The organism is Rheinheimera sp. 4Y26 (genome assembly GCF_025245835.1).
In the GTDB taxonomy this organism is placed as follows: Bacteria; Pseudomonadota; Gammaproteobacteria; order Enterobacterales; family Alteromonadaceae; genus Pararheinheimera.
Genome location: NZ_JAOBWS010000011.1, coordinates 42,213 through 68,485, shown reverse-complemented (window position 1 = coordinate 68,485; position 26,273 = coordinate 42,213). Strand labels below are relative to the sequence as shown.

General features: G+C 49.2%; 21 protein-coding genes and 5 tRNA genes. 9 read left to right on the top strand and 17 right to left on the bottom strand.

Annotated elements, in window-relative coordinates; all coding sequences use genetic code 11:
* Nucleotides 1-224 precede the first annotated feature (224 nt).
* Both N3Z11_RS14080 and N3Z11_RS14075 read right to left on the bottom strand, forming a co-directional pair.
* Nucleotides 225-1,151: an electron transfer flavoprotein subunit alpha/FixB family protein gene (locus N3Z11_RS14080; RefSeq protein ID WP_260657831.1), complete on the bottom strand. Its 927-nt coding sequence runs from the start codon at nucleotides 1,149-1,151 to the stop codon at nucleotides 225-227.
* Nucleotides 1,151-1,900 (bottom strand): electron transfer flavoprotein subunit beta/FixA family protein, encoded by a 750-nt coding sequence (locus N3Z11_RS14075; protein ID WP_260657830.1) that lies wholly within the window; start codon nucleotides 1,898-1,900, stop codon nucleotides 1,151-1,153. Before N3Z11_RS14075 ends, N3Z11_RS14080 begins: the two co-directional genes overlap by 1 nt.
* A 252-nt stretch (nucleotides 1,901-2,152) precedes the next feature.
* Between N3Z11_RS14075 and N3Z11_RS14070 the strand changes: the two genes are divergently transcribed.
* From N3Z11_RS14070 to N3Z11_RS14040, 7 genes are all read left to right on the top strand, one after another.
* Nucleotides 2,153-3,787 carry an electron transfer flavoprotein-ubiquinone oxidoreductase gene (locus N3Z11_RS14070; RefSeq protein WP_260657886.1) on the top strand — a complete coding sequence of 545 codons (1,635 nt, stop codon included), beginning with the start codon at nucleotides 2,153-2,155 and terminating at the stop codon, nucleotides 3,785-3,787.
* A gap of 287 nt (nucleotides 3,788-4,074) precedes the next feature.
* On the top strand, nucleotides 4,075-5,631 hold the full coding sequence (locus N3Z11_RS14065; RefSeq protein WP_409566871.1) for a cytochrome ubiquinol oxidase subunit I: 1,557 nt from the start codon (nucleotides 4,075-4,077) through the stop codon (nucleotides 5,629-5,631).
* Nucleotide 5,632: 1 nt separating this feature from the next.
* Nucleotides 5,633-6,769, top strand: a complete 1,137-nt coding sequence (gene cydB / locus N3Z11_RS14060) for a cytochrome d ubiquinol oxidase subunit II (RefSeq protein ID WP_260657829.1) — start codon at nucleotides 5,633-5,635, stop codon at nucleotides 6,767-6,769.
* Between the two features lie 10 nt (nucleotides 6,770-6,779).
* On the top strand, nucleotides 6,780-6,893 hold the full coding sequence (gene cydX / locus N3Z11_RS14055; protein ID WP_260657828.1) for a cytochrome bd-I oxidase subunit CydX: 114 nt from the start codon (nucleotides 6,780-6,782) through the stop codon (nucleotides 6,891-6,893).
* 127 nt (nucleotides 6,894-7,020) lie between these two features.
* Nucleotides 7,021-8,727 carry a thiol reductant ABC exporter subunit CydD gene (gene cydD, locus N3Z11_RS14050; protein ID WP_260657827.1) on the top strand — a complete coding sequence of 569 codons (1,707 nt, stop codon included), beginning with the start codon at nucleotides 7,021-7,023 and terminating at the stop codon, nucleotides 8,725-8,727.
* Nucleotides 8,720-10,474, top strand: coding sequence for an amino acid ABC transporter ATP-binding/permease protein (locus tag N3Z11_RS14045; protein ID WP_260657826.1), 1,755 nt, complete (start codon nucleotides 8,720-8,722; stop codon nucleotides 10,472-10,474). Before cydD ends, N3Z11_RS14045 begins: the two co-directional genes overlap by 8 nt.
* Nucleotides 10,475-10,592: 118 nt before the next feature.
* A complete protein-coding gene (locus tag N3Z11_RS14040) occupies nucleotides 10,593-11,459 on the top strand; it encodes a 5'-nucleotidase, lipoprotein e(P4) family (protein ID WP_260657825.1) in 867 nt (288 codons plus the stop codon).
* A gap of 61 nt (nucleotides 11,460-11,520) precedes the next feature.
* On the opposite strand, the gene N3Z11_RS14035 is transcribed toward N3Z11_RS14040, so the two are convergent.
* On the bottom strand, nucleotides 11,521-12,483 hold the full coding sequence (locus tag N3Z11_RS14035; protein ID WP_260657824.1) for an aldo/keto reductase family oxidoreductase: 963 nt from the start codon (nucleotides 12,481-12,483) through the stop codon (nucleotides 11,521-11,523).
* A gap of 229 nt (nucleotides 12,484-12,712) precedes the next feature.
* Here N3Z11_RS14035 and N3Z11_RS14030 point away from each other — a divergent pair, with 229 nt between their 5' ends.
* Entirely contained in the window at nucleotides 12,713-14,128 is a 1,416-nt protein-coding gene (locus N3Z11_RS14030) for an SLC13 family permease (protein ID WP_260657823.1), read from the top strand.
* Nucleotides 14,129-14,223: 95 nt separating this feature from the next.
* Here N3Z11_RS14030 and N3Z11_RS14025 read toward each other — a convergent pair whose 3' ends face one another.
* The 9 genes from N3Z11_RS14025 to N3Z11_RS13985 all read right to left on the bottom strand — a co-directional run bounded on the left by N3Z11_RS14025 (nucleotide 14,224) and on the right by N3Z11_RS13985 (nucleotide 18,568).
* Nucleotides 14,224-14,484 carry a CBU_0592 family membrane protein gene (locus N3Z11_RS14025; protein WP_260657822.1) on the bottom strand — a complete coding sequence of 87 codons (261 nt, stop codon included), beginning with the start codon at nucleotides 14,482-14,484 and terminating at the stop codon, nucleotides 14,224-14,226.
* Nucleotides 14,485-14,688: 204 nt separating this feature from the next.
* A tRNA-Gly gene (locus N3Z11_RS14020) sits at nucleotides 14,689-14,764 on the bottom strand.
* Between the two features lie 45 nt (nucleotides 14,765-14,809).
* Nucleotides 14,810-14,896, bottom strand: a tRNA-Leu gene (locus N3Z11_RS14015).
* A 27-nt stretch (nucleotides 14,897-14,923) separates the two neighbouring features.
* Nucleotides 14,924-14,997 (bottom strand) — tRNA-Cys (locus N3Z11_RS14010).
* 21 nt (nucleotides 14,998-15,018) lie between these two features.
* Nucleotides 15,019-15,094 (bottom strand) — tRNA-Gly (locus N3Z11_RS14005).
* Between the two features lie 134 nt (nucleotides 15,095-15,228).
* A complete protein-coding gene (pgsA, locus tag N3Z11_RS14000; protein WP_260657821.1) occupies nucleotides 15,229-15,771 on the bottom strand; it encodes a CDP-diacylglycerol--glycerol-3-phosphate 3-phosphatidyltransferase in 543 nt (180 codons plus the stop codon).
* Between the two features lie 22 nt (nucleotides 15,772-15,793).
* On the bottom strand, nucleotides 15,794-17,554 hold the full coding sequence (gene uvrC, locus N3Z11_RS13995) for an excinuclease ABC subunit UvrC (protein ID WP_409566872.1): 1,761 nt from the start codon (nucleotides 17,552-17,554) through the stop codon (nucleotides 15,794-15,796).
* An 85-nt stretch (nucleotides 17,555-17,639) separates the two neighbouring features.
* On the bottom strand, nucleotides 17,640-18,293 hold the full coding sequence (uvrY, locus tag N3Z11_RS13990; RefSeq protein WP_260657819.1) for a UvrY/SirA/GacA family response regulator transcription factor: 654 nt from the start codon (nucleotides 18,291-18,293) through the stop codon (nucleotides 17,640-17,642).
* A 184-nt stretch (nucleotides 18,294-18,477) separates the two neighbouring features.
* Nucleotides 18,478-18,568 (bottom strand) — tRNA-Ser (locus tag N3Z11_RS13985).
* Nucleotides 18,569-18,777: 209 nt separating this feature from the next.
* On the opposite strand from N3Z11_RS13985, the gene ansA reads away from it, so the two are divergent.
* The gene (ansA, locus tag N3Z11_RS13980; protein ID WP_260657818.1) at nucleotides 18,778-19,794 is read left to right on the top strand and encodes an asparaginase; all 1,017 of its coding nucleotides are present in this window, start codon (nucleotides 18,778-18,780) and stop codon (nucleotides 19,792-19,794) included.
* Between the two features lie 175 nt (nucleotides 19,795-19,969).
* Here the strand turns inward: ansA and N3Z11_RS13975 are convergent, their stop codons facing one another.
* From N3Z11_RS13975 to N3Z11_RS13955, 5 genes are all read right to left on the bottom strand, one after another.
* Nucleotides 19,970-22,684 carry a DUF349 domain-containing protein gene (locus N3Z11_RS13975; protein WP_260657817.1) on the bottom strand — a complete coding sequence of 905 codons (2,715 nt, stop codon included), beginning with the start codon at nucleotides 22,682-22,684 and terminating at the stop codon, nucleotides 19,970-19,972.
* Complete coding sequence (locus N3Z11_RS13970; protein WP_260657816.1) at nucleotides 22,674-22,979, bottom strand: YeaC family protein; 306 nt, start codon at nucleotides 22,977-22,979, stop codon at nucleotides 22,674-22,676. The genes N3Z11_RS13975 and N3Z11_RS13970 overlap by 11 nt, the downstream gene beginning before the upstream one ends.
* 1 nt (nucleotide 22,980) lies before the next feature.
* Nucleotides 22,981-23,304 carry a zinc ribbon domain-containing protein gene (locus N3Z11_RS13965; protein ID WP_260657815.1) on the bottom strand — a complete coding sequence of 108 codons (324 nt, stop codon included), beginning with the start codon at nucleotides 23,302-23,304 and terminating at the stop codon, nucleotides 22,981-22,983.
* Nucleotides 23,305-23,444: 140 nt separating this feature from the next.
* On the bottom strand, nucleotides 23,445-24,569 hold the full coding sequence (locus N3Z11_RS13960) for a M14-type cytosolic carboxypeptidase (RefSeq protein ID WP_260657814.1): 1,125 nt from the start codon (nucleotides 24,567-24,569) through the stop codon (nucleotides 23,445-23,447).
* Nucleotides 24,570-24,804: 235 nt separating this feature from the next.
* Nucleotides 24,805-26,256 carry a glyceraldehyde-3-phosphate dehydrogenase gene (locus N3Z11_RS13955; protein ID WP_260657813.1) on the bottom strand — a complete coding sequence of 484 codons (1,452 nt, stop codon included), beginning with the start codon at nucleotides 26,254-26,256 and terminating at the stop codon, nucleotides 24,805-24,807.
* Nucleotides 26,257-26,273: the final 17 nt, after the last annotated feature.

The following is a 26,273-nucleotide window of genomic DNA, read 5'->3' as shown; positions in this document are numbered from 1 at the left end:
ACAAAAATCCTACTGCTGACAATTTGGGTTTTGCCATGCCCGAAGGTGTTTACAACATGGAATAAACAGCGCCGGCCAGCTTTAGGGTAAAAAAACGCAAAAGCCAATGCCATTTGAGTTGGTCTATACAGGAAGTAAAAAACCACCTGCTATGGAGATGGTTTTAAATTGACAATAAAAAAGCCAGTCACAGGACTGGCTTTCATAAACACGGCAAAGATGTTTTACAGGCTGGCTTCCAGCTCTGGTAATACCGTGAATAAATCGGCTACTAAACCATAATCCGCCACCTGGAAAATAGGTGCTTCCGGGTCTTTGTTAATAGCCACTATCACTTTGGAATCTTTCATACCGGCTAAATGCTGAATGGCACCAGAGATACCTACTGCGATATATAAATCCGGCGCGACAATTTTACCGGTCTGACCAACCTGCATGTCATTTGGTACAAAACCGGCGTCCACTGCAGCACGGGAAGCGCCAATGGCAGCAGATAATTTATCAGCAATACCTCCTAATAATTTGAAGTTGTCACCGTTTTGCATACCACGACCACCAGAGATGATCACGCGGGCTGCGGTCAGTTCAGGACGTTCTGATTTAGTCAGCTCTTCTGCAACAAAAGCAGATAAACCGGCATCTTTGGCTACAGCGACAGTTTCAATAGCAGCGTTGTTACCGCCAGCAACCGCATTAAAGGCGGAGCTTCGAACCGTTAATACTTTAATGGCATCAGCAGACTGCACTGTGGCAATGGCGTTGCCAGCGTACACAGGGCGAACAAAGGTATCAGCGCTTTCTACCGCGATCACATCAGAAATTTGCGCAACATCCAGCAGTGCAGCAACCCGTGGCAGGAAGTTTTTGCCATGGGTAGTGGCAGCAGCCAGAATGTGGCTGTAGTCACGGCCGAGCTCAGTGACCAATAAACTGATATTTTCTGCCAGCTGATGTTCGTAGCAAGGCGCGTCAGCCAGCAATACTTTTGTCACACCGGCTAAAATGGCGGCTTCGGCAGCAGCTGCTGCGCAGTTAAAACCTGCCACTAACACATGAATATCACCACCAATGGCGGCAGCTGCAGCTAAGGTTTTTGCGGTATCGGCTTTTAATGCCTGATGGTTATGCTCAGCAATGATTAAAATAGCCATTAGATCACCTTCGCTTCTTGCTTTAATTTTTCAACCAGAGTCGCCACGCTGTCGACCATCACACCAGCCTGACGTTGAGCCGGCGCTGTCACTTTTAATGTTTTAACTTTGCTTTGCAGCGCTACACCTAAAGAATCGGCTGCAATCACATCAAGCGGCTTTTTCTTGGCTTTCATAATGTTTGGTAAAGAGGCATAACGGGGTTCGTTTAAGCGCAAGTCGGTCGACACCACGGCTGGCAGCTTTAACGACACCGTTTGTAAACCACCGTCAATTTCACGGGTCACAGCAACTTTACCCTCAGCCACTACCACTTTAGAAGCAAAAGTGCCCTGACCCATACCTGTTAATGCCGCCAGCATCTGACCGGTTTGGTTGTTATCAGAATCAATGGCTTGTTTACCGATGATCACTAATTGCGGCTGCTCTGTTTCCACCATTTTGGCCAGCAGTTTGGCAACCTGTAATGAATCCACGTTCAGTTCGGTTTCCAGAAGAACGGCGCGATCGGCGCCCAAAGCCAGAGCGGTACGCAGCTGCTCTTGTGCAGTCGCAGGGCCAATAGACACCACCACCACTTCAGTTGCAATACCTGCTTCTTTTAAGCGCACCGCTTCTTCTACTGCAATTTCACAAAACGGGTTTAATGCCATTTTTACGTTGGCTAAATCCACACCCGTTTGATCGGCTTTCACCCGAACTTTAACGTTATAATCCACGACCCGTTTGACCGGTACTAATATTTTCATGGTGAGAAACCCCTGTCTGCGCTTGTCAGGTTGACGTGAAGGTAAACTTCAGCTGTTGTTAATGCCGGACAATCTAACTACTGTTGACGTTAACGTCAACCTGAAATACCCTTGCAACTTGCAGAAATTCAAAAAGCACGTAAACAATAACATCCATCGCCAGAGCGCACGCTACCCCCTTGTGGGCATACAACAGCGGCAATAACAGCGACAAAAAACAAAAAATGGGAGACTGCCGTGGAAAGAGAATCGATGGAGTTTGATGTTGTTATCGTCGGTGCAGGCCCGGCTGGTTTATCCGCCGCCATCCGTCTGATGCAACAAGCCAAAGCCGCCAGCCGCGAGCTGAGTATTTGTGTGGTAGAAAAAGGCTCAGAAGTAGGTGCCCACATTTTATCAGGCGCTGTATTTGAACCGCGCGCCTTAAACGAATTATTACCCGACTGGCAACAACAAGGTGCGCCTTTAACAACGGCCGTCAGTCACGACGACATTTATTTATTACAGTCAGAGCAGGACGCGCGCAAAATTCCCAATGCGCTGGTGCCAAAAACCATGCACAACAGTGGTAACTACATTGTTTCTATGGGCAATGTCTGCCGCTGGCTGGCCAATCAGGCCGAAGCGTTAGGGGTAGAAATTTTTCCGGGATTTTCAGCACACAGCCTGATCATTGAAGACAATGTGGTCAAAGGCATTATCACAGGCGATATGGGCTTGGATAAACATGGCGAGCAAAAACCAGGTTTTACCCCGGGCATGGAACTGCGGGCTAAATACACTTTATTTGCCGAAGGTTGTCGTGGTCACCTGGGTAAAGAGCTGATTGCCCATTACGGCCTTGATGCAGGCAAATCACCTCAGCATTATGCCATTGGTTTTAAAGAAATCTGGGACATTGACCCGAACAAACATCAGGCCGGTTTAGTGTTGCACTCAGCAGGCTGGCCGCTGGACAAAGACACCAGTGGTGGTGGTTATCTGTATCACGCTGATAATAATCAGGTGGTGGTGGGTCTGATTATTGACCTCAATTACAGCAACCCTTATTTAAGCCCTTTTGATGAGTTCCAGCGTTATAAACAACATCCGGTGATCAGCCAGTATTTAACCGGCGGCAAACGCGTGTGTTACGGCGCCCGTGCTATTGCCAAAGGCGGTCTGAACAGCCTGCCAAAAATGACTTTCCCTGGCGGCATGCTGCTTGGTTGTGACGCCGGCACCCTGAACTTTGCCAAAATTAAAGGCAATCACACTGCGATGAAATCCGGCATGCTGGCCGCCGAAGCGGTATTTGCCCGCTTAGCTGCCGATTGTCAGGGTGGTGCTGATATCACTGAGTTTGAAACGATATTTGAACAAAGCTGGTTGTACGACGAATTGTACCGCTCACGCAACTTTGGCCCGGCGATGCATAAGTTTGGCTCTTTACTGGGTGGTGCTTTTAACTTTGTCGACCAAAACATTTTTGCCGGCAAACTGCCCTTTACCCTGAAAGACAACACGCTGGATCATCAAAGTTTAAAACCGGCGGCTGAAAGCACGCCTATTCAGTATGCCAAACCAGACAACGTACTGAGTTTTGATAAATTAAGTTCAGTGTTTTTATCCAACACCAACCATGAAGAAGAGCAGCCCTGCCATTTGCAGTTACTGGATGCCAGCATTCCAATCAGCGTCAATTACGCCAGGTATGCCGAACCGGCGCAGCGTTATTGCCCGGCCGGTGTTTATGAAATTGTCGGTATTGAGCAGCACGAGCCGAAACTGCAAATCAATGCACAAAACTGCATTCACTGTAAAACCTGTGATATTAAAGATCCAAGCCAGAATATCCGCTGGGTGACACCAGAAGGTGCCGGTGGGCCAAACTACCCGAATATGTAATCAAAGTGATTAAAAGGCGGTTGCAGCAATTCTGAACAACCCTGATGTTAAAACCCCGGCCTGGTGCCGGGGTTTTGTTTTTTTCTTACTCCACTGTTTTTATATCTCTCATTTTTCACGATTTTACCTATTCTTGCTGATTGACAATTAAATGCACGCTTGCAGTTGTTTGATATATATCAACAACACAGCTGCTATAACCTTGTATGTTAGAAATCGCTAATTATAAATCAAACGTTAGCATTCCCTGACCTGAGATGACACCCCGGGTGTCTGGAGTTGTCCTGATGGATATTGTAGAGCTCTCCCGTTTACAGTTTGCCTTTACGGCGATGTACCACTTTTTATTTGTCCCTTTAACGCTTGGCATGACGTTTTTGCTGGCGATTATGGAATCTGTTTATGTCATGACAGGTAAAGAAATTTACCGTGATATGACCAAGTTCTGGGGCAAGTTATTTGCCATTAACTTTGCACTGGGGGTAACCACCGGTATTGCCATGGAATTTCAGTTTGGCACCAACTGGTCTTATTACTCTCATTATGTCGGTGACATCTTTGGTGCCCCGCTGGCCATTGAAGGCCTGATGGCCTTTTTCCTCGAATCAACTTTGGTGGGTCTGTTTTTCTTTGGCTGGGATCGCCTGAGCAAAGTACAGCATTTAGCCGTGACCTGGTTGGTGGCTTTAGGCTCTAACCTGTCAGCCTTGTGGATTTTAATCGCCAACGGCTGGATGCAAAATCCGGTGGGCAGCGAGTTTAACTACACCACCATGCGGATGGAGATGACCAGTTTTACCGAAGTTATCTTTAACCCTGTAGCTCAGGTGAAGTTTGTGCATACAGTGTCAGCAGGTTATGTCACGGGTGCCATGTTTGTGTTGGCTATATCCGCCTGGTATATGCTGAAAAACCGCGACCTGCCTTTTGCCCGGCGTAGTTTTGCCATTGCTTCTGCTTTTGGTCTGGCCAGTGCTTTGTCTGTGATCGTCCTTGGCGATGAATCCGGCTATGAGCTGGGTGATGTGCAAAAAGTAAAACTGGCAGCAGTTGAGGCGGAGTGGCAAACCCACCCGGCACCTGCATCCTTTACGCTATTTGGCTTTCCAAACGAACAGAGCCAGCAAACCGAATATGCGGTAAAAATTCCTTATGCGCTTGGCCTGATTGCCACCCGCTCGCTGGATAAACCGGTTTTGGGACTCAGCGACTTAAAAGAGCAGCACCGCAATAGAATTATCAACGGCAAAGAAGCTTATCGTTTGCTGCAGCAGCTTAGGGCTGGCGATCAATCCGCGGCAACTATCGCCGCTTTTGAAGCGGTGAAAAAAGACCTGGGTTATGGTTTATTGCTGACCGCTTATACCGATAATCCAGCCAATGCAACTGCCGAGCATATCCAGCAGGCGGTTGATGGCAGTATTCCTAAGGTGGCGCCGATGTTCTGGGCCTTCCGTATTATGGTTGCTGCAGGTTTTATTATGCTGCTGGTATTTGCCCTGAGCTTCTGGCACAGCGCCAAACGTAATCCGGAAAAACCGCGCTGGTTATTAAAAGCCGCCCTGTTTAGCTTGCCACTGCCCTGGATAGCTTGTGAAGCCGGCTGGTTTGTTGCCGAATATGGCCGGCAGCCCTGGGCTGTGGGTGAAATATTACCCACCCATCTGGCGGCATCTAACCTGACCGTCACCGAGATCTGGACCAGTCTGGCAGCCATTACCGTGCTTTATACCGTGTTTTTGGTGATTGAAGTTTATCTGATGCAGCATTTTGCCCGCAAAGGCCCGTCGGCTTTGCATACCGGCAAATATGATCTGGAAACCGGTCTGGTTAAAGAGGTGTAACATGGATTATGAATTTTATCGTTTTATCTGGTGGTTATTAATTGGCATTCTGTTTATTGGTTTTGCCATCACCGACGGTTTTGATATGGGCGTGGGTGCGCTGCTCAAAGTGATAGGCCGCAACGACGAAGAGCGGCGTGTGCTGATCAACGCTGTGGCGCCGCACTGGGATGGCAATCAGGTGTGGCTGATTACCGCAGGCGGTGCTTTATTTGCCGCCTGGCCGCCGGTCTACGCCACGGCCTTCAGCGGTTTTTATCTGGCGATGATGCTGACGTTATTTGCCTTGTTTTTACGCCCTATTGGCTTTGATTACCGCTCCAAACTGGAGAACCGAGCCTGGCGCAGCAATTGGGATTGGGCTTTAACGGCAGGCTCTGCCATTCCGCCTGTTATTTTTGGTGTGGCTTATGGCAATCTGCTGCAAGGCGTGCCCTTTCATTTTGACGAACTGCTGCGTATTCACTATACAGGTTCGTTTTTTGCCCTGCTGAATCCCTTTGCTTTGCTGGTTGGTGTACTGAGTCTGTTGATGTTTGTCTGTCAGGGCGCCAGCTATCTGCAACTGAAAACGGACGGTGTGTTATTAAATCGCAGCCGTACAGTTGCCAGTTACAGTGGCATGGCAGCCGCTATTATCTTTGTGCTTTGTGGTTTCTGGTTAAGTGCCGGCATTGAAGGTTTTGTGCTGACCAGTGCCATTGATCACAACGCCATTAACAACGCGGTCAGTAAGACTGCTGAACTGCAAGCTGGTGCCTGGCTGAAAAACTACGGCGAATATCCGTTGTTATGGCTGTGCCCTGCACTTGGTATTCTGGCTTTTGTGTTTGCCGCATTTTTCAGCAAACTTGGACGTGGCGCTCTGGCTTTTGTGATGTCATCCCTGGGGCAGGCTGGCGTGATCCTGACCTGTGGAGTGTCGATGTTTCCGTTTATTATGCCGTCAAGCAGCATGCCAGCTCACAGCCTGACCCTATGGGATGCCACCTCAAGCCAGTTGACACTCACCATTATGTTTGGCGTTGCCTGTGTGTTTGTGCCTTTGATTCTGGCTTACACCATCTGGAGTTACATCAAGATGGCTGGCCGTATCAATACGCAAACCATCCGTGACAACCCGCATTCATTATATTAAGGAGCTTATTATGTGGTATTTCGCCTGGATCCTAGGGGTGTTACTGGCCTGCTCTTTTGGCATTATTAACGCCATGTGGCTGGAATTAAACGGTTATCCCGGAGAAGAGTCTGATAAATCCTGAGTTAACCAACAGCGCCCAGGCAAAGGGCGCTGTTTTACCTGAAGCTCATAAAGCTCAGGCGCAGGCTGAGCCCGGTGGCACAGCAACGGATTTACTTAAACAACTGCTCAGGCCTTACCGCGCCGCGGTGCTGCTTGTCGCCCTGGCAGGCATCTTCAGTGTGCCTTTGCTGATAGCGCAAATGTGGTACCTGGCAAAAATAGCTGCGGCCCTGCTGGCAAAAACGCCATTCGCCGGCGCAGATGTGTTTTTGTTGTCTTTATGCTGGCTTGGCCGCACTGCCTTATTGCTGGCAAAAGATGAAATTGCACAACATCTGAGCAGGACACTGCGGCTAAGTGTGCGGCAACACTTGCTGGCGCAACTGGCAGCTTTAGGCCCTTTGCGCAGTCGTTTTGGTTCGGACGGTGCTCTGTCGACCCTGCTTACAGAGCAGGTTGACGCGCTGGATGGTTATATCAGCCGTTATGCGCCGCAACAAATTCTGGTGTTGGCGGCACCATTGTTTATCCTGGTCGCTGTGGCCTTTCACAGCATTTTTGCCGCCATGCTGTTGTTACTCACTGCGCCGCTGGTGCCACTCTTTATGGTGTTGGTCGGCCGGGAAGCCAGCAGAGCCAGTCAGCAGCAACTGCAGTTATTAAGCAGGATGGGTGGACGTTTATATGACTTTCTGCAAGGACTGCCCCTGCTTAAACGGCTGAACGCAACAGATATAGCGGCAGCACATCTGGAGCATGCTGCAGGTCAATATCAACAAGGTTCAATGAAAGTATTGCGTCTGGCATTTTTATCTACCGCAGTGCTTGAACTCTTTAGCTCAGTGGCGATTGCTTTAGTCGCCCTTTATCTCGGCCTTGGTTTATTGGGCGAGCTGCCATGGCACAAAGCGCAACTGTTGTTACCTTATCAAAGCGCTCTTTTTATCCTGTTGTTGTGTCCGGAGTTTTATCAGCCGTTGCGCCAGCTTGGCGCAGATTATCATGCCAGAGCACAAGCAATAGCGGCCTGCGCTGAGTTTCGGGCTTTATATCAGGCAGAACATAATTCTCCACAAAAGGCTGCAACCCAAGTCTCTTTGGTTACCTGTCCAGTGCAACCTGCCGGGCTGAATTTTCATCATATCCTGGTGGGTGATGTATCAGCACCAAGGCTCAGTATCGAAGATCTCAGCATCAAGGCGGGTGAACAGCTGCTGATCTGTGGCCCGAGCGGCAGCGGCAAATCCACCTTCCTGCAGCTGATTGCCGGTTTTGTACCCTTTGCGGGCGACCTGATGGTGGGTGAGCAGCACTTTGACAGCAGCTCGGTTTATCAGCTTCGTCATCAGCTTGGTTACCTGCAACAGCAAGCTGAACTACTGCCCGGCACCATTGCTGACAATCTGAAACTGGCCAAAACCGACGCAACCAGTGAAGAAATGCAACAGGTTCTGACACAGGTGGAACTGTGGGATTTTCTGAGCCGGCAGCCCGAAGGCCTTGATTATCGCATCGGCGATTTTGGCGCGGGCTTATCAGGAGGGCAACAACAACGGCTGGCCCTTGCCAGATTATTGTTACAGCAAAAACCTATCTGGTTGCTGGATGAACCTTTTTCCGAGCTGGATGAAGACACCAGCCAGCGTTTATCAGCGCTGCTGCGGCGCATCAGTCAGGGTAAAACCTTGTTATTGGTCAGCCACCAGTTTTCACAGCTTGGCTGGCTCAATCGTTCACTCAGATTTGAGCAGGGCAAGCTTTTGGCAACCGACCACATTAGTCAACACAACAAGGACAACACCACTCTGGCGGCTTTAGCGCAAAACAAAACCTCCGGAGTTGCAGATGCCTGAATTCAGCAAATCTCACACTCAAACACCAGCTGCAGCAAAAGCATCGCCGCAGCTCTCAGCTGCAACCACTGTGCCTGCAAAGCTCAGATTATTTGACTTACTCAGGCCACAGCGCTGGAGCTGGCGTCTGGCCATGCTGCTGGGTTTTATGACTTTAGCAGCCACAGTGCTGCTGCTGGCTTACTCCGGCTGGTTTATCAGTACGGCAGCAGTGGCTGGCATTGCCGCCATTCAGGCCGGAACATTTAACTATATGCGCCCGGGCGCCATGATCCGTTTGCTTGCCATCAGCCGCACCGCAGGACGTTATGCTGAAAAACTGCAATCGCACTATGCTGTGCTGCAACTTCTGAAAACACTCAGGCTCAATAGCTTTGCTGCGTTATGTCGTAAACCCAATCAGCAATTGAATTATCTGACTGACCCCAACCATGCTGATCAGCTACAGCGCCTGATTGCCGATATCGATTTACTGGATCAATTTCCGCTAAAGGTGTGGTTACCCTGGCTGTGGGCAGGAGCCATTGCGCTCTGCTATCTGGCCGCGGCGGGCTATTTATTGCCGCAAAGCCTGCCGGGTTTTGCATTGCTGTTGCTGCTTTTGCTGCTCCAGCCACTTTGGCTGCACCTTTATGGCAAAAGAGTCTGTCATCAGGTAAATGTGCAAGCGGGCACCCGCCGCCAACAGCAATTGCATCAGTTACAACTGCTCACCACCAGCTTAATGTTGGGGCACTGGCCACAGAAAGCTCAAATGCTGGCCGACACCGACCAGCAGCTTAGCCTGCTGCAGCGCGCTTTGCAGCGTTCGGTGGTTTTGCAGCAAAGCATACAGCAGCTGTTATTGTTATCAGGTTTTTTATGCTTATTGTGGGCGCAATCGCAACAACAACAGTTGGCGCCGGCACTTGTGGTCGCTTTGGCTTTGGGCTGGCTGGGTTTGTCGGAGATTTTCACGCCACTGGCGCAATTTCACCTGGCGCTGGGTTATAGCCTGACAGCGCAAAAAAGATATAACGAATTACTGAGCGCTCCGTCAGTTGACGCTGTACCACCGCCAGCCTTAGAACCCAAACAAACCACTGACAGCACTGTTGAAGTGACCATTGAACTGAACAGGCTGCACATAGGTTTTACAGCGGCCTTGCCACAACTGCCGCCATTGACGGCAAGTTTTAAAGCAGGTGATGTCGTGTTATTGCACGGACCTTCCGGCTGCGGTAAAAGCTGTTTGCTGCAAACTCTGGCGGGCGATCTGACTATTTTTGGCGGTGAACTGCTGTGGCAAAAACAACCTTTGCATCAGCTCTGCAGCCAACAAAAATATCAACAGATTGGTTATGGCGCACAGCGTCCTCACATCTTTAATCTGACAGTAGCAGCCAATTTGCGACTGGCATGCCCCGCAGCCAGCGACGACGAACTACTGGCAGTACTTCACCTGGTTGAGCTCAAAGCCTGGCTTGATAAACAACCGCAAGGGCTTGCAACTGTGCTTGGCCAATATGGTTGTGGTTTGTCCGGTGGCGAAAGCCGACGTTTTGCCCTGGCACGGCTGCTGCTGCAAAAACCCAGACTTTTATTACTGGATGAGCCTTTTGCCGGTCTGGAGCAAGAGCTTGCCGCCAGACTACTGCAGCGGTTAGCTGAGTTTCAGCAACAAGGTATTTTAATCATCGCCAGTCACCAACAATTACAACACCCGGCTTTTAACCGGCATTGGCAGCTGGCACCGCTTTCACAATAATTGATTGCCGTTTAACAGAGCGCGAAAAAGCAGCTTGTCTGTCAATCACCGGACTGTTAAAGGTTGTAATTTACAGATTTCGCTTTATGATCGCGTTTTTGTTTTCTTTGAGGTTGTTATGTCTTTGATGTCTTCTTTGGTAAAGCCGGCAACTACTCTGGCTGTTTTATTGGTATTAACCGCCTGTCAGACTGCGACACCTGGCGTCACAGCTGTTGCAGATACCCCAGCAACCTCTTCACACCCGAACCTGAACAGTGTGCTTTGGTATCAGACCTCTGCAGAATTTCGTGCCAACAGTATTCAGACCTACAATCAGGCGCGGGCATTATTAACAGCGGCCAAAGCCGACCGCAGCTGGACCGCCTGGCCACAAAACGACGCTGCTGCACAATTGCCGCCGGCCATTATTGTTGATATCGACGAAACTATTCTGGATAACTCCCCTTCTGCTGCGCGAGACGTACTGAACAACCAGCAAGGTTTTGACGATAAACAATGGGACAACTGGGTCGCGGCAGCCAAAGCTCAGGCGGTACCGGGCGCTGTAGCTTTTGTAAATGCTGCAGAAGCCATGGGTATTAAAGTGCTGTATATCAGCAACAGAGCATGTAAGGCACGTGATAACAACAACAGCTGCCCACAAAAAACCGACACCATCCGCAACCTGCTTGCCGTTGGTATTCACAAAGCAGATGAAGCTCAGGTATGGATCAAAGGTGAGCAGCCGGACTGGAGCAGCGAAAAACAAAGCCGCCGTGAACTTGCCATGCAGCAATACCGTGTGATTATGTCGGTGGGCGACGATTTTGGCGACTTCCTGCCTAATGTGAAAAAAGACATCACGCCGGCACAGCGTGCTGCTTTGGTGGATCAGCATCAGGCGCTGTGGGGTACCAAATGGTTTATGCTGCCAAACCCAACCTATGGTTCATGGGAAACTATTCTGGCGCAGCCAAAACAACAATATTTACGCGGCTTTTAACCACAGCTCTGCGTTGAAAAATAAAAAAGCTGCTACGGCAGCTTTTTTATTTCATAACGGCTCAGGGCAGAGGAGCGCCCCGGCTTGCCACGTATAACGCATACCAATGCTCGCGGCTTAAACTCAGTCCTCTGGCTTTGGCACAGGCGGTGATACGTTGTGGTTGTGTGGTTCCTATCACCGGCTGAATACCGGCCGGATGTTTCATCAGCCAGCCCAGCACAATGGCTTCTGCTGTGGTTTGATATTCGGCAGCAAGCTGCGCTACCAAATCAGCCGTTTTTTGCTGAGCCGGCGTTGCAGGTTTTTTGCCGCCACTAAAAAGCCCCTGCGCCAGACTACCCCAGGCCTGAATCTGGACTTTATGCAGCTGGCAATATTCAACTGTGCCATAACTGAAAAAATGGTTTGCGCCTTGTGGCATACCGGTGAATACATTCTGCTCCAGCCAATCTATGCGACTCAGGCTCATTTCCAGCTGATTCACCATTAAAGGTTGTGCCAGATGCGACTGTAATAACTGCAGCTGCGGCCAGCCAAAATTCGAGACGCCAAAGTGTTTCACCTTACCTTGTTGCTGCAGCTCAAGCAGCACTGCAGCCACTTCTTCGGCCTGCATTAATGGATCTGGCCTGTGCAACAACAGAATATCAATATAACCGGATTGCAACTGTCTTAAGCTCAGTTCAACCTGCCGGCGGATATAATTGGCGGAAAAATCATATCGTCCCACCGCATCATCACTGGCAACACGGATGGCGCATTTGGTCTGGATCAGTATTTGCTCGCGCAGATGAGGTTGCAGGGTTAGATAATCGCCAAACACCTGCTCTGCTTTGCCACGGCCATAAATATCGGCATGGTCAAACAGCACAAATCCCTGCTCTATGGCTGCATCAAGTGCACTGTAAGACTGCCTTCTGGCTTCAGAGCTGATCTCGGCGGCGTTCCATTCACCACCAAGGCCCATACAACCAAACACCAAAGCTCCGGCATCCGGGTAAGTTTGCAAAATAGGTTGCATATAAAGGTCCGCGTTAAAGTTGCTGTTGGCGCAGTGTAGCCAAAATAAATTGTTGTACCCAGTTTTTTATCAGGCTGGTGCCCTGGTTTCGAAAAACAGCCTAAGCGCGAGTTCAGAGATAAATACTGAAACAAATCATCACCCTGCAATAGATATTACGGTAAAGTAAAACCCAATGGTCGCGTTATAAGCCTGGTTTTTACTGGCTGCATTCCGGATGGAACTTAATATGAATATCAAATTGATCAGCCTGCTGGGCGCAGGACCAGCACTGTTAGTCATGACCTTATTAACAGCACCACCCTTGGCTGATCTGACTGACAACGCCTGGCATCTGTGTGGCCTGATGGCCTGGATGATCCTCTGGTGGGTCAGCGAAACTGTGCCTATTGCAGTCACGTCTTTACTGCCTATGGTGCTGGTGCCACTGCTGGGGGTTGCCAGCATGGACGCTACCACAGCCCCTTATGCGCATCCGCTGATATTTTTATTTATGGGTGGTTTTACCTTATCCATCGCCATGGAAAAAACCGGCCTGCACCGGCGGCTGGCACTAAGGGCTTTGTTATTGGCAGGCCACAGACCTGCAGCGCAAATTGCCAGTCTGATGGCCGTTACCGCTTTTTTATCAATGTGGATGTCCAATACGGCAACAGCTGTGATGATGCTGCCGATCGGCCTGTCGATTATTGCCATGGCAAAAGCCAATGATGATGACGATTTTAGTAAAGCCGTGTTATTGGCCATCGCCTACAGCGCCAGTATCGGCGGCATCGCCACTTTAATTGGCACACCACCTAACGCCTTACTGGCGGCTTTTCTTGCGGATAACTATCAGATAGAGCTCAGTTTTGCCCGCTGGATGCTGCTCGGTGTGCCGCTTGCTATGTTAATGCTGATTTGTTGTTGGTTCTGGTTATGTAAAGTGCAATTTCAGCTGCCAGCGCAAAGCAGTACCGGCAATCACAACCAGCTGGCGCAGCAACTACAGGCACTGGGGGGGTTATCAAAAGCGGAAAAAACCGTGTTGCTGGTGTTTATCCTGGCCGCGACCGGCTGGATAGGCCAACAATGGCTGGCACGCTGGACAGGTCTTGCCATCAGCGACACCCTGGTTGCGATGACAGCGGCACTGCTGCTGTTTGTTCTGCCGGGAAACGCCAAAACACCGGTATTAGCCTGGAAAGACAGTGAAAAACTGCCCTGGGGCATTTTATTGTTGTTTGGCGGTGGTTTAACCATGGCCGAACAAATTCAGAAAACTGGCGTCGCTCAGGTACTGGCAGAGCAGCTGCAGGTCCTGCAAGGCATTGAACCTGTGCTGGTGATGCTGGCGGTTGTTGTGCTGATTTTGTTATTAAGCGAAGTGAACAGCAATACCGCCACAGCTGCCGCCTTTTTACCCTTGCTGGGGCCTGTTGCCATGTCAATGCAGTTATCGCCTTTGTATCTGATGGTTCCTGCCGCTCTGGCCGCTAGCCTTGGTTTTATGCTACCTGTGGCAACACCACCCAATGCCATAGTGTTTGGCAGTGGTCACTTAAAAATAAAAGATATGATCAAAGCCGGTTTTGTGATGAATCTGGTGGGTGTCATGCTGGTGGTTTTACTGGCGGAACTGCTGGTGCCACTGTTGTTAAGCTAAACAGCTGACACTCAGCCTTAATAAAAAAGCAGCTCCGGCTGCTTTTTTATTAAGGATTTACTGCGTGCGACAAGGCTGAACGTTGTAACACAGCTTTATTGCGGCTGCTGTTTATTATTTTTTATATAACTGTAAAGCCCAATCAAAGAAGCGGCTATCCAGAAAATTTCGATAACAAAACTGGCGAGGTTAAAGTTAATACACAAACTAAATAACAAAAACAGCGCACCACACAGATTCATCAGGTTGTATAACAAACCTTTGGGATTGGCTTTGTTTAGTTGTAATAAAAAGAACGCACCTACCACCAGGCAAGTACCGGCCATACCAACAATATCGGCAATTAAATTAAGCATGATAAAAATCTCAGAACAAGCTGAAGTCGTCCAAAACAGGCTGGCCCTTTCCATGGGAAGGACGGTTCTCAATTCCATGAGACAGCTTGGTTGTCTGTGCGGCCATCCGGCTGCAGACACAAAAACAAAACGCCGCTAAAAGCGGCGTTTTGTTTATTTCTGTTTGCAAGATTTGTTGTATTTAACAGTCTTACAAAGCCATTTTGGAGCGGGCAACGAGATTCGAACTCGTGACCTCGACCTTGGCAAGGTAGCGCTCTACCAACTGAGCTATGCCCGCAAATTCTGATTTGTCACTTTTACTTCTGCTATGCAGGTCAGTAAATGGTGCCCGGGGCCGGACTTGAACCGGCACGCCCTTTCGAGCGAGGGATTTTAAATCCCTTGTGTCTACCGATTTCACCACCCGGGCAGACAACTTTCTTTTGTGCTCACTAAATGGAGGCGGGTCCCGGAGTCGAACCGAGGTGGACGGATTTGCAATCCGCTGCATGGCCACTCTGCCAACCCGCCATCTGTCTTCATTTTGTGATTTGGAGCGGGCAACGAGATTCGAACTCGTGACCTCGACCTTGGCAAGGTAGCGCTCTACCAACTGAGCTATGCCCGCATCCGATAAGGCTATTGCCTCAACACGAGACGCATTCTACTGAGTTTAATAATTCCGTCAACCAGAAACTTGCAGATTGCAAATCGTTTGCTCAAATTTTAACTTTCCTGCTGAATAAAGCAGCAAGTTGTTGATTATTGCTTTAAATCCTGCCACGCCGCCTGCAAATAAGCCACCATAGACCAGACCGTTAATAAGGTGGCCAGATACAATAACAGCATGCCGAGTTGCGTGATCCAATCAATGGGTTGCCAGATTAAACCAATCAGCGCCAACATCTGTACTGCAGTTTTCCATTTGCCCATATCCGACACTTTCACCTGGGCGCCGCGGCCAACACCAGCCATCCATTCCCGCAAACCCGAGATAATAATTTCGCGGCTGATCATTAAAAAAGCCGGAATAGTAACCCACAGGGTTTGCATATCCACAGCTATCAACACTAAAGCAGCTGCCACCATAGCTTTATCGGCAACAGGGTCTAAAAAAGCACCAAAGGCGGTGGACTGTTGTAACTTACGCGCCAGATAACCATCCAGCGCGTCTGTAATAGCGGCCAGCCAGAACACAAAAGCGGCCAGAAAACGGGCATGCTCATGAGTGGAATAAAAGCAGAACACAAATACCGGAATTAAGAAAATTCTAAACAAAGTCAGCAGATTAGGAATATTCCACATCAATGGGATCTCAAATACGTCTTTAGTTTTTATTATGACAAGCCTGATAAATCAGTTCGGCCTGCGTTTTGGATATACCAGGCACTGTTGCCAGTTCCTGTACCGACGCTTTCATCACGCCCTGTAAACCACCGAGATATTGTAACAAAGCTTGCCGGCGTTTCTCACCTATTCCGGCGATATTTTCCAGCGGACTTTGCACCATTTTTTTACCCCTTTTGGCTCTGTGGCCGGTAATGGCGTATCTGTGGGCTTCATCGCGGATTTGCTGAATTAAATGCAGCGCCGGCGCATCCGGCGGTAAACTCATTTCTTTATCGGTGCCGGCCAGTATTAAGGTCTCTAAACCCGGTTTACGGCTGGTGCCTTTGGCAACCCCAAGCAGCAGCGGTTTTTTTACTAAATGCCAGTCACTGAAAAAGTGGATGGCCTGATTTAACTGGCCCAAACCACCGTCAATCAACACTAAATCCGGCACTCTGCTTTCATCCTGCAACTTGCCGTATCTTTTATTCAGCGCAAACAACATGGCGGCATAATCATCTCCCGGGGTTATACCTTCCACATTAAAACGGCGGTATTCACCTTTATCCGGCCCTTCGCCATTAAATACCACACAAGAAGCGATGGTTTGCTGCCCCATGGTATGGCTGATATCAAAACATTCCATCCTTTTGAGTTCACTAAGCTTCAACAAAGCTTTGAGCTCACGGTAGCGCACCGCCATTTGCTCTTTGACACTGAGTTTACTGTTGCAGGCTGTCTCGGCATTTTTTTCCGCCAGACTTAAATACCGGGCTTTTTCACCACGTTTGGCTGCCAGCAGGCTGACTTTATACCCCACCTGCGCACTAATCGCAGCGCTGATGGCGTCGACATCTTCAAGTTCAGCACCAAGCACCACCTCACGCGGCACCTTCTGCCCACTGATATTATTTAAATAAAACTGCAGCAAAAAGGCCGGCAAAATTTCGCCCGGGTCCGTCTGATGTGGCACTTTGGGATGATAGGTTTTGCTACCAAGAATTTTCTGATCGCGCACAAAAAGTACATGCACTGCAGCCAAGCCATGTGAATAGTGAAAACCAATCACATCCATTTCGCTGTGTTCGCCACTGACACTTTGTTGCTCCTGCACTGTACGCAGTGCAGCAATTTGATCCCTGAGCTGAGCCGCCTGCTCAAACTCCAGATTCTGACTGGCCTGGTCCATCAGCTGCACTAAATCGTCGATCACCAGCTGATTTTTACCGGATAAAAACAACTTGGTTAACCGCACCTGTTCGGCATAAGCGCTGTCGGAAATTTTGCCGACACAAGGCGCAGAGCAGAGTTTCAGCTGATATTGCAAACAGGGTCTGGTGCGGGCACGGTAAAAACCATCTTCACACTGGCGCACCGGAAAGATTTTCTGCAAGAGTTTTAAACTTTCCCAGACAGCACCGGCACTGGGATAAGGGCCAAAATACTGACCAGGCACTTTACGCGGTCCACGATGAGACGTTAAGCGTGGATGTTTATGATCGGTCAGCAAAATATAAGGATAAGATTTATCGTCACGCAGCAGCACATTGTATTTGGGCATAAACTGCTTGATGAGGTTATTCTCTAAAATCAGCGCTTCGGTTTCACTGTGGGTAACAATAATTTCCACATGCTGAATCTGGCTGACCAACGCGCGGGTTTTGACACCAGGCACATTGGTTCGAAAATAACTCGACAGGCGTTTTTTTAGATCTTTGGCTTTGCCAACGTAAATCACTGTCTCGTCGGCATTGAGCATACGATACACGCCAGGCAACTGCGGCACAGTTGCCAGAAATGCTTTGGCATCAAATATAGGTTGGGAAGACGGCAAAATCAGCGGCTCAGACGATGTCAATCATACCGTGACGCAGCGCCAGGTGGGTCAGCTCCACGTCCCCGCTGATCGCCAGTTTTTCAAACATCCGGTAACGATAAGAATTCACTGTTTTGGCACTGACATTCAGCTGCTCAGCAATGTCGTTGACCTTTTGTCCTTTGGTGATCATCAGCATAATTTGCAGCTCACGTTCAGACAGCTCATCAAAAGGGTTGGCACTGTTGGACTGTATTTTACTCAGTGCCATTTTTTGCGCCACTTCATCAGAAATATACCTTTGCCCCGCCGCCACTTTGCGAATGGCTTCAATCATTTCTTTAGGCGCCGCATTTTTAGAAATAAAACCGGCAGCGCCCATTTGCATCACTTTGGTGGGCACCGGCTCTTCAAAAGAAACCGACAGCGCCAGCACTTTGATATCAGGACAATAATGCAAAATACGTTTAGTGGCCGCCATACCACCGATGCCGGGCATATTCATATCCATCAGCACAACATCGGGGGTGATCACATCAGCTGATTCATTGCGGCAGTAGCTTATTGCCTGTTCACCCGAGCTGGCTTGTGCCACCACCTTGATGCCACGCTCATCATTCAGGATCCGGCTGATCCCGGTTCTGACCAGTTCATGATCATCAACCAACAACACGTTAATCAATTGTGGCTCCGCAGAATAAAAACCTGACCCAAATGAGGGTGTTAATGTTCGCTAGCATAGCTGAGCGCAACTGAATTTGCTACGGTAAAAACAGGGGCTTTCAGAGGTCAGCGCAGAGCGTGGCGGCAATAAAAATGGCAGGCGCAAAAACAAAAAAACCACCTGTCAGGTGGTTTAGAAGAAGTGGCGGAGAGAAAGAGATTCGAACTCTTGAAGGGCTACTAACCCTCGCCGGTTTTCAAGACCGGTGCATTAAACCACTCTGCCATCTCTCCGCGATGGACGGCATGATAGAAAGTCTGACAAAAGTTGTAAAGTGGTTTTTTTCATGAAACTGTCTGTTTGCTCAGCTTTTCACCAATAGCCGCCGTTATTGTGCATCAAAATACCGGACCGCCACCACAAAATAATCTGCAGCACTGACCAGACTGACAGCACTGCAGTAAAAGTTTACACTAGCGAAAAAAACCAGAGCCCTGCCCTTATGTCACAAAAACGAATTTATGTTGCTTACACCGGCGGTACCATTGGTATGCAAAAATCAGCCAACGGTTATATTCCGGTCCCCGGATTTTTGTCAGACACTGTCAAAGCCATGCCGGAATTTTACCGCCCCGAGATGCCACAGTTTGATATTCATGAATATCATCCGGTGATTGACTCCTCGGATATGACACCGGCCCATTGGTTACATATCGCTGAAGATATCCGCGCCCATTATGACGATTACGATGGTTTTGTGGTGTTACACGGCACAGACACTATGGCCTACACAGCGTCGGCTTTGTCTTTTATGCTGGAAAACCTGACCAAACCTGTGATTATCACCGGCTCGCAAATCCCGCTGGCGCAGCTGCGCTCAGACGGTCAGGTAAATTTGCTCAATTCGTTATATCTGGCCGCTTATTACCCTATTGCTGAAGTGGCTTTGTATTTTAATAACCAGCTGTTTCGCGGCAACAGAGCCACCAAAGCAGATGCGGATGGTTTTAATGCTTTTGCTTCGCCGAACTTTCCGGCTCTGCTGCAGGCCGGTATTCATATCGAAATGCTGGCTGGTCAGCTGGCAAGCTCAGCACCAGCCGCGCCGCTTAAAGTGGCACAAATTACCCCGCAGCCTATCAGCGTCGTGACGCTATACCCCGGCATCAGCGTGGATGTGATTAAAAATATGGCGGCTGCACCGGTACGGGCTCTGATCATCAAATCTTATGGTGTCGGCAATGCGCCTCAGGATCCTGCGCTGCTGAACACCCTCAAAGAAGCCTCAGAGCGCGGCACTATTATTGTCAACTGCACCCAGTGTTTTAAAGGAAAAGTAAATATGGGGGGTTACGCCACCGGCAATGCACTGCGTTTATCCGGGGTGATCAGCGGTTATGATATGACGCTAGAAGCCACCCTCACCAAACTACATTATTTGCTCAGTCAGCCACTAAACGCCGAGCAAATCCGCGCTCAGATGCAAACCAGTTTAAGAGGCGAGCTGACCTCAGGCTAAAACAAGCTGTAGCCACCTGCCGGCGAAACTCCGGTTTGAATAAGGGCGCATGCAGCAACAAATCGCAGCCAGCCCATAACGTGGCTATTTTGACCAGACATAAAAAAGCCCTGAGCATGTTCAGGGCTTTTTTTATACCGATGCCGTTATTACGACTTTCATCTCTGCGCTTGTATCACTGTGGCAGATAAATCGCTTTAACCCTGGCTAACAAAGGTTTTTCCGCCTGAGTTACAGCGCCATATTGCAGCCAGCGCGACAATAACTGAGGTTGGGTCACTGCTTCACCACTGTTGTGTTTGTCACTAAGTAGCTGCATTTGTACCTGCTGACGCCGTGCCTGCAATTCTGAGGGGGAATAGACTTTAGCCAGCCATTCCAGCGCCAGTGTTAAGTCAGCACGCGACAATTGTTTTTCCTGTTGCTGATTAAATACCAACCGATAAATCGGCGGAAAATCAGCAAGTTCAGGCTGCTCTTTGTCAAGTGCAGCAAATAACTGACGATAACTGTCAAGCTCAGCGTTTTGTTGTAAATCGGCCAAACGTTGCTGTAACTGCTGTTTTAAGTTTTTGACAGCACCCGCTTGTGTCTCGTCTACTGCTTTAAATTGCGCCAGCTGCTGTAACTGTTGCTGAATGGATTTTTCATCCTTGGCAGTTTCAACTGCTTCGCTGAGAGCGGCCAGCACTTGCGCCTGAGCGTCGCGCTCGGCATTCAACTGTTGTTGCTGTGCCTGTTTAGCTGCGGTGCGACTTTCAAACCAGCTATCACATGCGGCTCTGAATTGTTGCCACAATTGCTGGTCCTGCGTTTTACCGGCATAACCTAATAACTTCCACTGTTGCTGCAGAATTTTAAGCTCGCTGCCGGCCTGTTCATCAGGGTTGCTGGCCAACTCTTCTGCAGCACGAACCAACGCAGCTTTATGCTCAGCATTTTGCTGTTGCTGAGCTTTTTGTTGCTGCTTCAGGCTGCTGAGTAACTGCTGGAACTGCGGTTGCAACTTTACATACAGCTCTTTTTCCACCACACCACTTTGCTGCCAGTCTTTACTGAATTGAGTGATCAGGCTATCCAGCGTTTTTCCGCTGACATTCTGCCCCACAGCTTCCTGCATCTTTGCCAGCAGCTGCGTTTTACGCTCGGCACTTTGTGCGCGTTCGGCATCCAGTTTGGCAAAATAGTCGCGGCAAGGCGCAAAAGCGAGCTCACAGGCGCTGTTAAATGCGTCATTTAACTGAGCCTCTAACTCTGCATCAGCACGGCCCAGAGTATTCCACTGTGCTCTGGCGTTTTTCACTGCCGAGGCTCGTTCGGTTGGTGTGATATCAGTGGCGACAGCCAGCTGCTGCATAGTTTCAACCAGCTGTTGTTTGCGCGGTGTGGCGATATAAGCCTGTAAATCGGCCAGATCCTGCACCTGCGCTTCCAGCTGCTGATAGTCTTTTTGCATGCTTTGCTGCTGTACAGCACCCAGCTGCTGATAATCAGCGCTGATGCCCTTAAAAAGACCAAACAACACATTAAATTTGCCGGCCTGATGCAGGCGTTTAAATTCGGCCATTTTGCTTTTTAACAAGCGTAATGTTTTATCCTGCTGCGCGAGCAGTGGTTCGCAGTGTTCACGCCACTGCTGCACCAGCTGCTGATAACTGCTGCTGAAACTTTCCGGCATCAGCTGTTTCAGCACTTTATAATGACGTTGCCACTGCTGTTGCCATTGTTTGAAGGCCTGATAGGCGGCATCCACGTCATCACCCTGTTGTGGCAAGGTCCAGGTGGCGGCTTCGGCCAATAAGCGGGCGGCCTGCGCCATAGCTTCGGCCAGCGCTGGTAATTGCTCCAGCTGCCTTGCTATATGCTGCAGTTGCTGATTCAGCTGTGTTTGGGCAGAAGCAGGCAATTCTGCAGCCTGAACTCTGGCAGCCAATTGCTCCAGTTGCTGCTGATATCCCGCAGCCAGCGTCAGTTCAGCCTCACCAAGCGCAGTGGCAAGCGCCTGCTCCAGCACTGTAACTTCTTGCTGCAACTGCTCAAAACGCTGTTGTGCAGCTAATTGCGCCGCCAGCTGCTGCTGGGCTTTGGCAAATTCCGCCAGCTTAGGGGCCAGCGAGCGTTCGGTCAGGCTGACCACTTTGTTATATTTTTCAATAAAATCTGCGGCATCTGGCAGGCAATCAAGCTCTGACGATAGTTGCTGCCATTCCTGCTGATAGGCCTGATACTTTTGTTGCAGTTCAGCAAGGTCCGTTTTTTCCCGCACTGCATTGAGTTTGGCCAGCAGCAACACCACTTGTTTGCGGATGCGTTCCGGTTTTTGTTTTTGTTCGGCGTGTGCGGCTAACAGCTGGTCAGCAAACTGACGTAACTCACCGGTTAAACTGCGGCTTAATTTTTCCAGGGTTTTGTCATCGTCAAGCTGGGTCAGCAATTGCTGGCGATGCGCGAGGCTCAGGCTGTTATCGAGTACTGCCTGCTGAAATAAATCCTGACGCGCCAGACGTTGCAGCAGACTGAATTTCAGCTCAGCATCCTGCTCTGTTTGCGCCAGTTTTTCCAGGATACTGCTGCGATTACATTCGGCAATAAACTGCGCCTTTAAATGCGGCGATACTTTATTTTCCAACAGCATTTGCACCAGCTGTTGTTCGGCAAAATGTTTCAACCGCTCCGCTGGTTCATGTTTGCTGGCTTGCCACCATAACGAAAACTCGTTTAAGCGCTCAAGCGCAGTGCGGCGCACAGCCTCGGCGCCATCATTAAAAGCGAGCTCGTGCAGGATTTCTTTCTGCGCCGGTGTTTTTTGATCAAGTTCGGCAATTGCCAACTGACGGATTGCAGCATTTTCGTGCTGCCATTTTGGCTTAAACCAACGTTTAAAGATCATCGTGCGAAAACCTTGCAATAGCATCCATAGTTGCAGGCGCCGGTGCGGCGGCTCCGGCGAATTGTTTTTTCATTTCGGATTTGGATTTGACCACCATCTGACCGTCAGCACCCACGGTAAAGGGTTCGTCTGAGCGCAGTACTTTGGCCTGATAAGCCATCACCAGTTGCATACTGTGTGCATGTTGGGCGTCGCTCATCACAGTACCATCAGCCCAGCGTTTTGTAGCTACACATTCCACCAGATTCTGGTAGGTTTCAGCAGACATAGCTGCAACCAAGGCGTTGAAATCCATCTTATTTTCTCTTGTACATCACAATGCGGACTTTGGTCACAAGGTACCAGACACAACCCACCACCATAGCGGCGTACAGTGCTTTTTGCTGCCACGAATCCGGCTCGGGTGATTGATAATAGAACCAGGTGAAACTTCCCAGAAACAGCACCAATGCCAGCATGGCATGATTGTTCAGCTGTTGTCCTTTGGCCAGACGATTGTCCCGCTGCATACGTTTAAGGGTTTCAACTGAAATTTCCGACAGGTTGTTGCCGCAATGGTTACAGCTGGCAGCTTTATCTGAAACTCGTTTATCACAATAAGGACAAGCAATAATCGCCATATACATCACCTCTTTTGACAGCGCACTATAAAGCAAATGACTGCTGTTGCAAACCATAGCCACAGCTTGTTTTACGCTCTGGCCGATAAAAAATGGCACCTTGAAGGTGCCATTTTATAAAGCTCAATATGGTTTTGACTTTATAACTGGTCAACCACAGCGCGCACTGCAATCAGGGTATCCTGACCCAGTTTCATTGAACGTACATCAGACCAGCCAAATTGCTCGTCCGGCAGATTAGCGTTGTCTTTAAACGGCATTTCAAAAGTGTAGGCCAGACACTTAAACTGCTCGGCAACCCAGGTTGAAGCAATGGTCAGATTGGCCTGACCAGGTGCATCCAGTTCATAACCGAATTTGGTCTGGAACTCTGGAGTTGTCATTAACAAAGCTTGTTTAAATGCGGTTTCCAGCTCGGCCATTTTGCTGTTGTAGGATGGTACACCTTCGGCACCGGCGACAAAGTTGTATGGCAGGTTCTCATCACCATGGATATCCAGGAACATGTCAACGCCCAGTTCCAGCATCTTCCGGCGCACCAGATACACTTCCGGGCTTTTTTCCATGCTTGGCGTTTGCCATTCACGGTTCAGGTTCACGCCGGCCGCGTTGGTGCGTAAATGACCCCGCACACTGCCGTCTGGGTTCATATTCGGTACTACATAAAATACGGCTTTTTGCAGCAGTTCACGCGCCACGCCGTCATCTTCATCTAATAAACGGTCTAATAAACCTTCAATAAACCATTCCGCCATGGTTTCGCCCGGGTGCTGACGCGCCGTGATCCAGATTTTCTTTTTGCCTTCAGCCGGCTCACCCACCACCAGCAAACTCATATCACGGTTATCCAGGGTATTACCCAAATCCACCAGCTGACACATACCGCTTGCCTGCGCCTGGCTTAATAAGTCCATATGACGCTCGTAGCTGTACGGCGCAAAATAAGCAAAATACACGGACTCAGCTTCAGGGTAATGATGAATGGTCAGCTCTTTGCCGTCATATTCAGTAGGTACACGGAACCAGGTTTCGCGATCATAGGAAGCAACGGCCTGATAGTCAGCCCAGCCACCAGGATAAGCAGAAGAACCGGCGTTGGTAATCCTGATGGTATGAGGCTCAAAACTTTCTGAATGCAAGCGGAAGTGGAACCACTGGTAAAAATCTGAGTTATGGTCTTTGCGAATGGCCAGCTGAATATTATCAACGCTGTCGGCCTGAATGACTTCGATATTACCGCTGTCAAAATTACTGGTAATTTTCATAAGTGAAGGTTCCGTCAATGTAAAAAAGGTGCTGAGGTTAACACAGTCTGGCTGCGCTGAAAATGCGACTTCGCCAGCAGATGGCACTGGTGCGTCCAGCAAAGCCAGGCATATGGTGCCGGTGTAAATCACCATCCTGCGGCAGTGCGGCCCATTTTATCGCTGGCGGTCACCGACATCATTTGCCGCGAATAATAAAGCCGCACAAGGCGGCTTTATTCAAAAGGTCATGTGATTAACGAGCCAGTGGCAGCGTAGGGTAAGAAATACCTGCCATTTCGTTCATCACGCGGATCACCTGAGTGCTGTAACCAAACTCGTTGTCATACCACACGTACAACACACAGCGGTCGCCATCGACGATAGTGGCCTGAGAATCCACCACACCGGCATAACGTGAGCCGACTAAGTCGCTCGATACGATCTCAGTTGAGCTGGTGTAATCGATTTGATCCTGCAGCTCAGAGAATAACGACACTTTTTGCAGATAAGCATTCAGCTCGTCGCGGTTGGTTTCTTTATTCAGGTTTAACGACAAAATAGCCATAGACACGTTTGGCGTTGGTACCCGAATCGCATTGCCGGTCAGCTTGCCTTTTAATTCAGGTAAAGCTTTGGCAACTGCAGAAGCTGCGCCAGTCGAAGTGATGACCATGTTCAATGGTGCAGCACGGCCACGACGTTCAGCTTTGTGATAGTTATCAATCAGGTTTTGATCGTTGGTGTAAGAGTGCACTGTTTCAACGTGACCATTACGAATGCCATATTCGTCATTTAACGCTTTTAACACCGGCGTAATGGCATTGGTGGTGCAGCTGGCAGCAGAAACAATTTTATCGTCTTTGCTGATCATTTTATGGTTTACACCATACACCACGTTTTTCACATTGCCTTTGGCCGGCGCAGTTAACAACACTTTGGCGGCGCCTTTGGCTTTAAAGTGAATTGACAACTCCTCGTCATCTTTCCAAATACCTGTGTTATCAACTACTAAGGCATCATGAATGTCATAAGCGTTGTAATCCACCTGCTCTGGTGAGTCGGCATAAATCACTTTGATAAAGGTACCATTGGCTTTGATACCACCGTTTTCCTGATCCACAGTGATGCTGCCGTTAAATGGGCCGTGGATAGAATCGCGGCGTAATAAACTGGCACGTTTTTCCAAATCACCTTTACGACCGCCACGCACCACAATGGCACGCAGACGCAATTTGGCGCTTGGACCAGCACGTTCAATCATCAGACGGGCCAGTAAACGACCAATCCGGCCAAAACCATACAGCACTACGTCTGTTGGTTTGATGTTGTCGTCGTGATCTAATAAATCTTCCAGCTCGCGCTGTAAATATTGTTCCAGCGTTAAACCTTCAGCCGCATTTTTGTAGTGATAAGCAAAAGCCAGCTTGCCAAGGTCGATACGACCCGGAGCCAGATTCATTTTGCTGATGGCTTCAAGCACAGGGAAGCTCTCACGCAACCGCAGTTTTTGTTGTTCAAAACGCTCAACCGTTTTATGAGATTTAATGATATCGATAGTGGTCGCATTCACCAATGGTTTGCCATAAACCACCAGTTCAACAGCTTTGTTACGGTATAACCGGCCGATGATCGGCTGCATGTTTTCAGCAATTTCCTGGCGTTCCTGCCAGCTGCGTTGATACTGTTCTTCGTGAGATAAGGTCATGCTGTCGCCTTCTACTT

Coding starts and splice junctions, on each gene's coding strand:
- ansA (WP_260657818.1), top strand. CDS start 18,778: ATGTCACAAAAACGAATTTATGTTGCTTACACCGGCGGTACCATTGGT.
- N3Z11_RS14035 (WP_260657824.1), bottom strand. CDS start 12,483: ATGCAACCTATTTTGCAAACTTACCCGGATGCCGGAGCTTTGGTGTTT.
- N3Z11_RS13970 (WP_260657816.1), bottom strand. CDS start 22,979: ATGGATTTCAACGCCTTGGTTGCAGCTATGTCTGCTGAAACCTACCAG.
- N3Z11_RS14070 (WP_260657886.1), top strand. CDS start 2,153: ATGGAGTTTGATGTTGTTATCGTCGGTGCAGGCCCGGCTGGTTTATCC.
- N3Z11_RS13965 (WP_260657815.1), bottom strand. CDS start 23,304: ATGGCGATTATTGCTTGTCCTTATTGTGATAAACGAGTTTCAGATAAA.
- N3Z11_RS14030 (WP_260657823.1), top strand. CDS start 12,713: ATGAATATCAAATTGATCAGCCTGCTGGGCGCAGGACCAGCACTGTTA.
- uvrC (WP_409566872.1), bottom strand. CDS start 17,554: ATGCTCAATGCCGACGAGACAGTGATTTACGTTGGCAAAGCCAAAGAT.
- N3Z11_RS14065 (WP_409566871.1), top strand. CDS start 4,075: ATGGATATTGTAGAGCTCTCCCGTTTACAGTTTGCCTTTACGGCGATG.
- N3Z11_RS13960 (WP_260657814.1), bottom strand. CDS start 24,569: ATGAAAATTACCAGTAATTTTGACAGCGGTAATATCGAAGTCATTCAG.
- N3Z11_RS14075 (WP_260657830.1), bottom strand. CDS start 1,900: ATGAAAATATTAGTACCGGTCAAACGGGTCGTGGATTATAACGTTAAA.
- pgsA (WP_260657821.1), bottom strand. CDS start 15,771: ATGTGGAATATTCCTAATCTGCTGACTTTGTTTAGAATTTTCTTAATT.
- N3Z11_RS14040 (WP_260657825.1), top strand. CDS start 10,593: ATGTCTTTGATGTCTTCTTTGGTAAAGCCGGCAACTACTCTGGCTGTT.
- N3Z11_RS14025 (WP_260657822.1), bottom strand. CDS start 14,484: ATGCTTAATTTAATTGCCGATATTGTTGGTATGGCCGGTACTTGCCTG.
- N3Z11_RS13955 (WP_260657813.1), bottom strand. CDS start 26,256: ATGACCTTATCTCACGAAGAACAGTATCAACGCAGCTGGCAGGAACGC.
- cydX (WP_260657828.1), top strand. CDS start 6,780: ATGTGGTATTTCGCCTGGATCCTAGGGGTGTTACTGGCCTGCTCTTTT.
- N3Z11_RS13975 (WP_260657817.1), bottom strand. CDS start 22,684: ATGATCTTTAAACGTTGGTTTAAGCCAAAATGGCAGCACGAAAATGCT.
- cydB (WP_260657829.1), top strand. CDS start 5,633: ATGGATTATGAATTTTATCGTTTTATCTGGTGGTTATTAATTGGCATT.
- N3Z11_RS14045 (WP_260657826.1), top strand. CDS start 8,720: ATGCCTGAATTCAGCAAATCTCACACTCAAACACCAGCTGCAGCAAAA.
- N3Z11_RS14080 (WP_260657831.1), bottom strand. CDS start 1,151: ATGGCTATTTTAATCATTGCTGAGCATAACCATCAGGCATTAAAAGCC.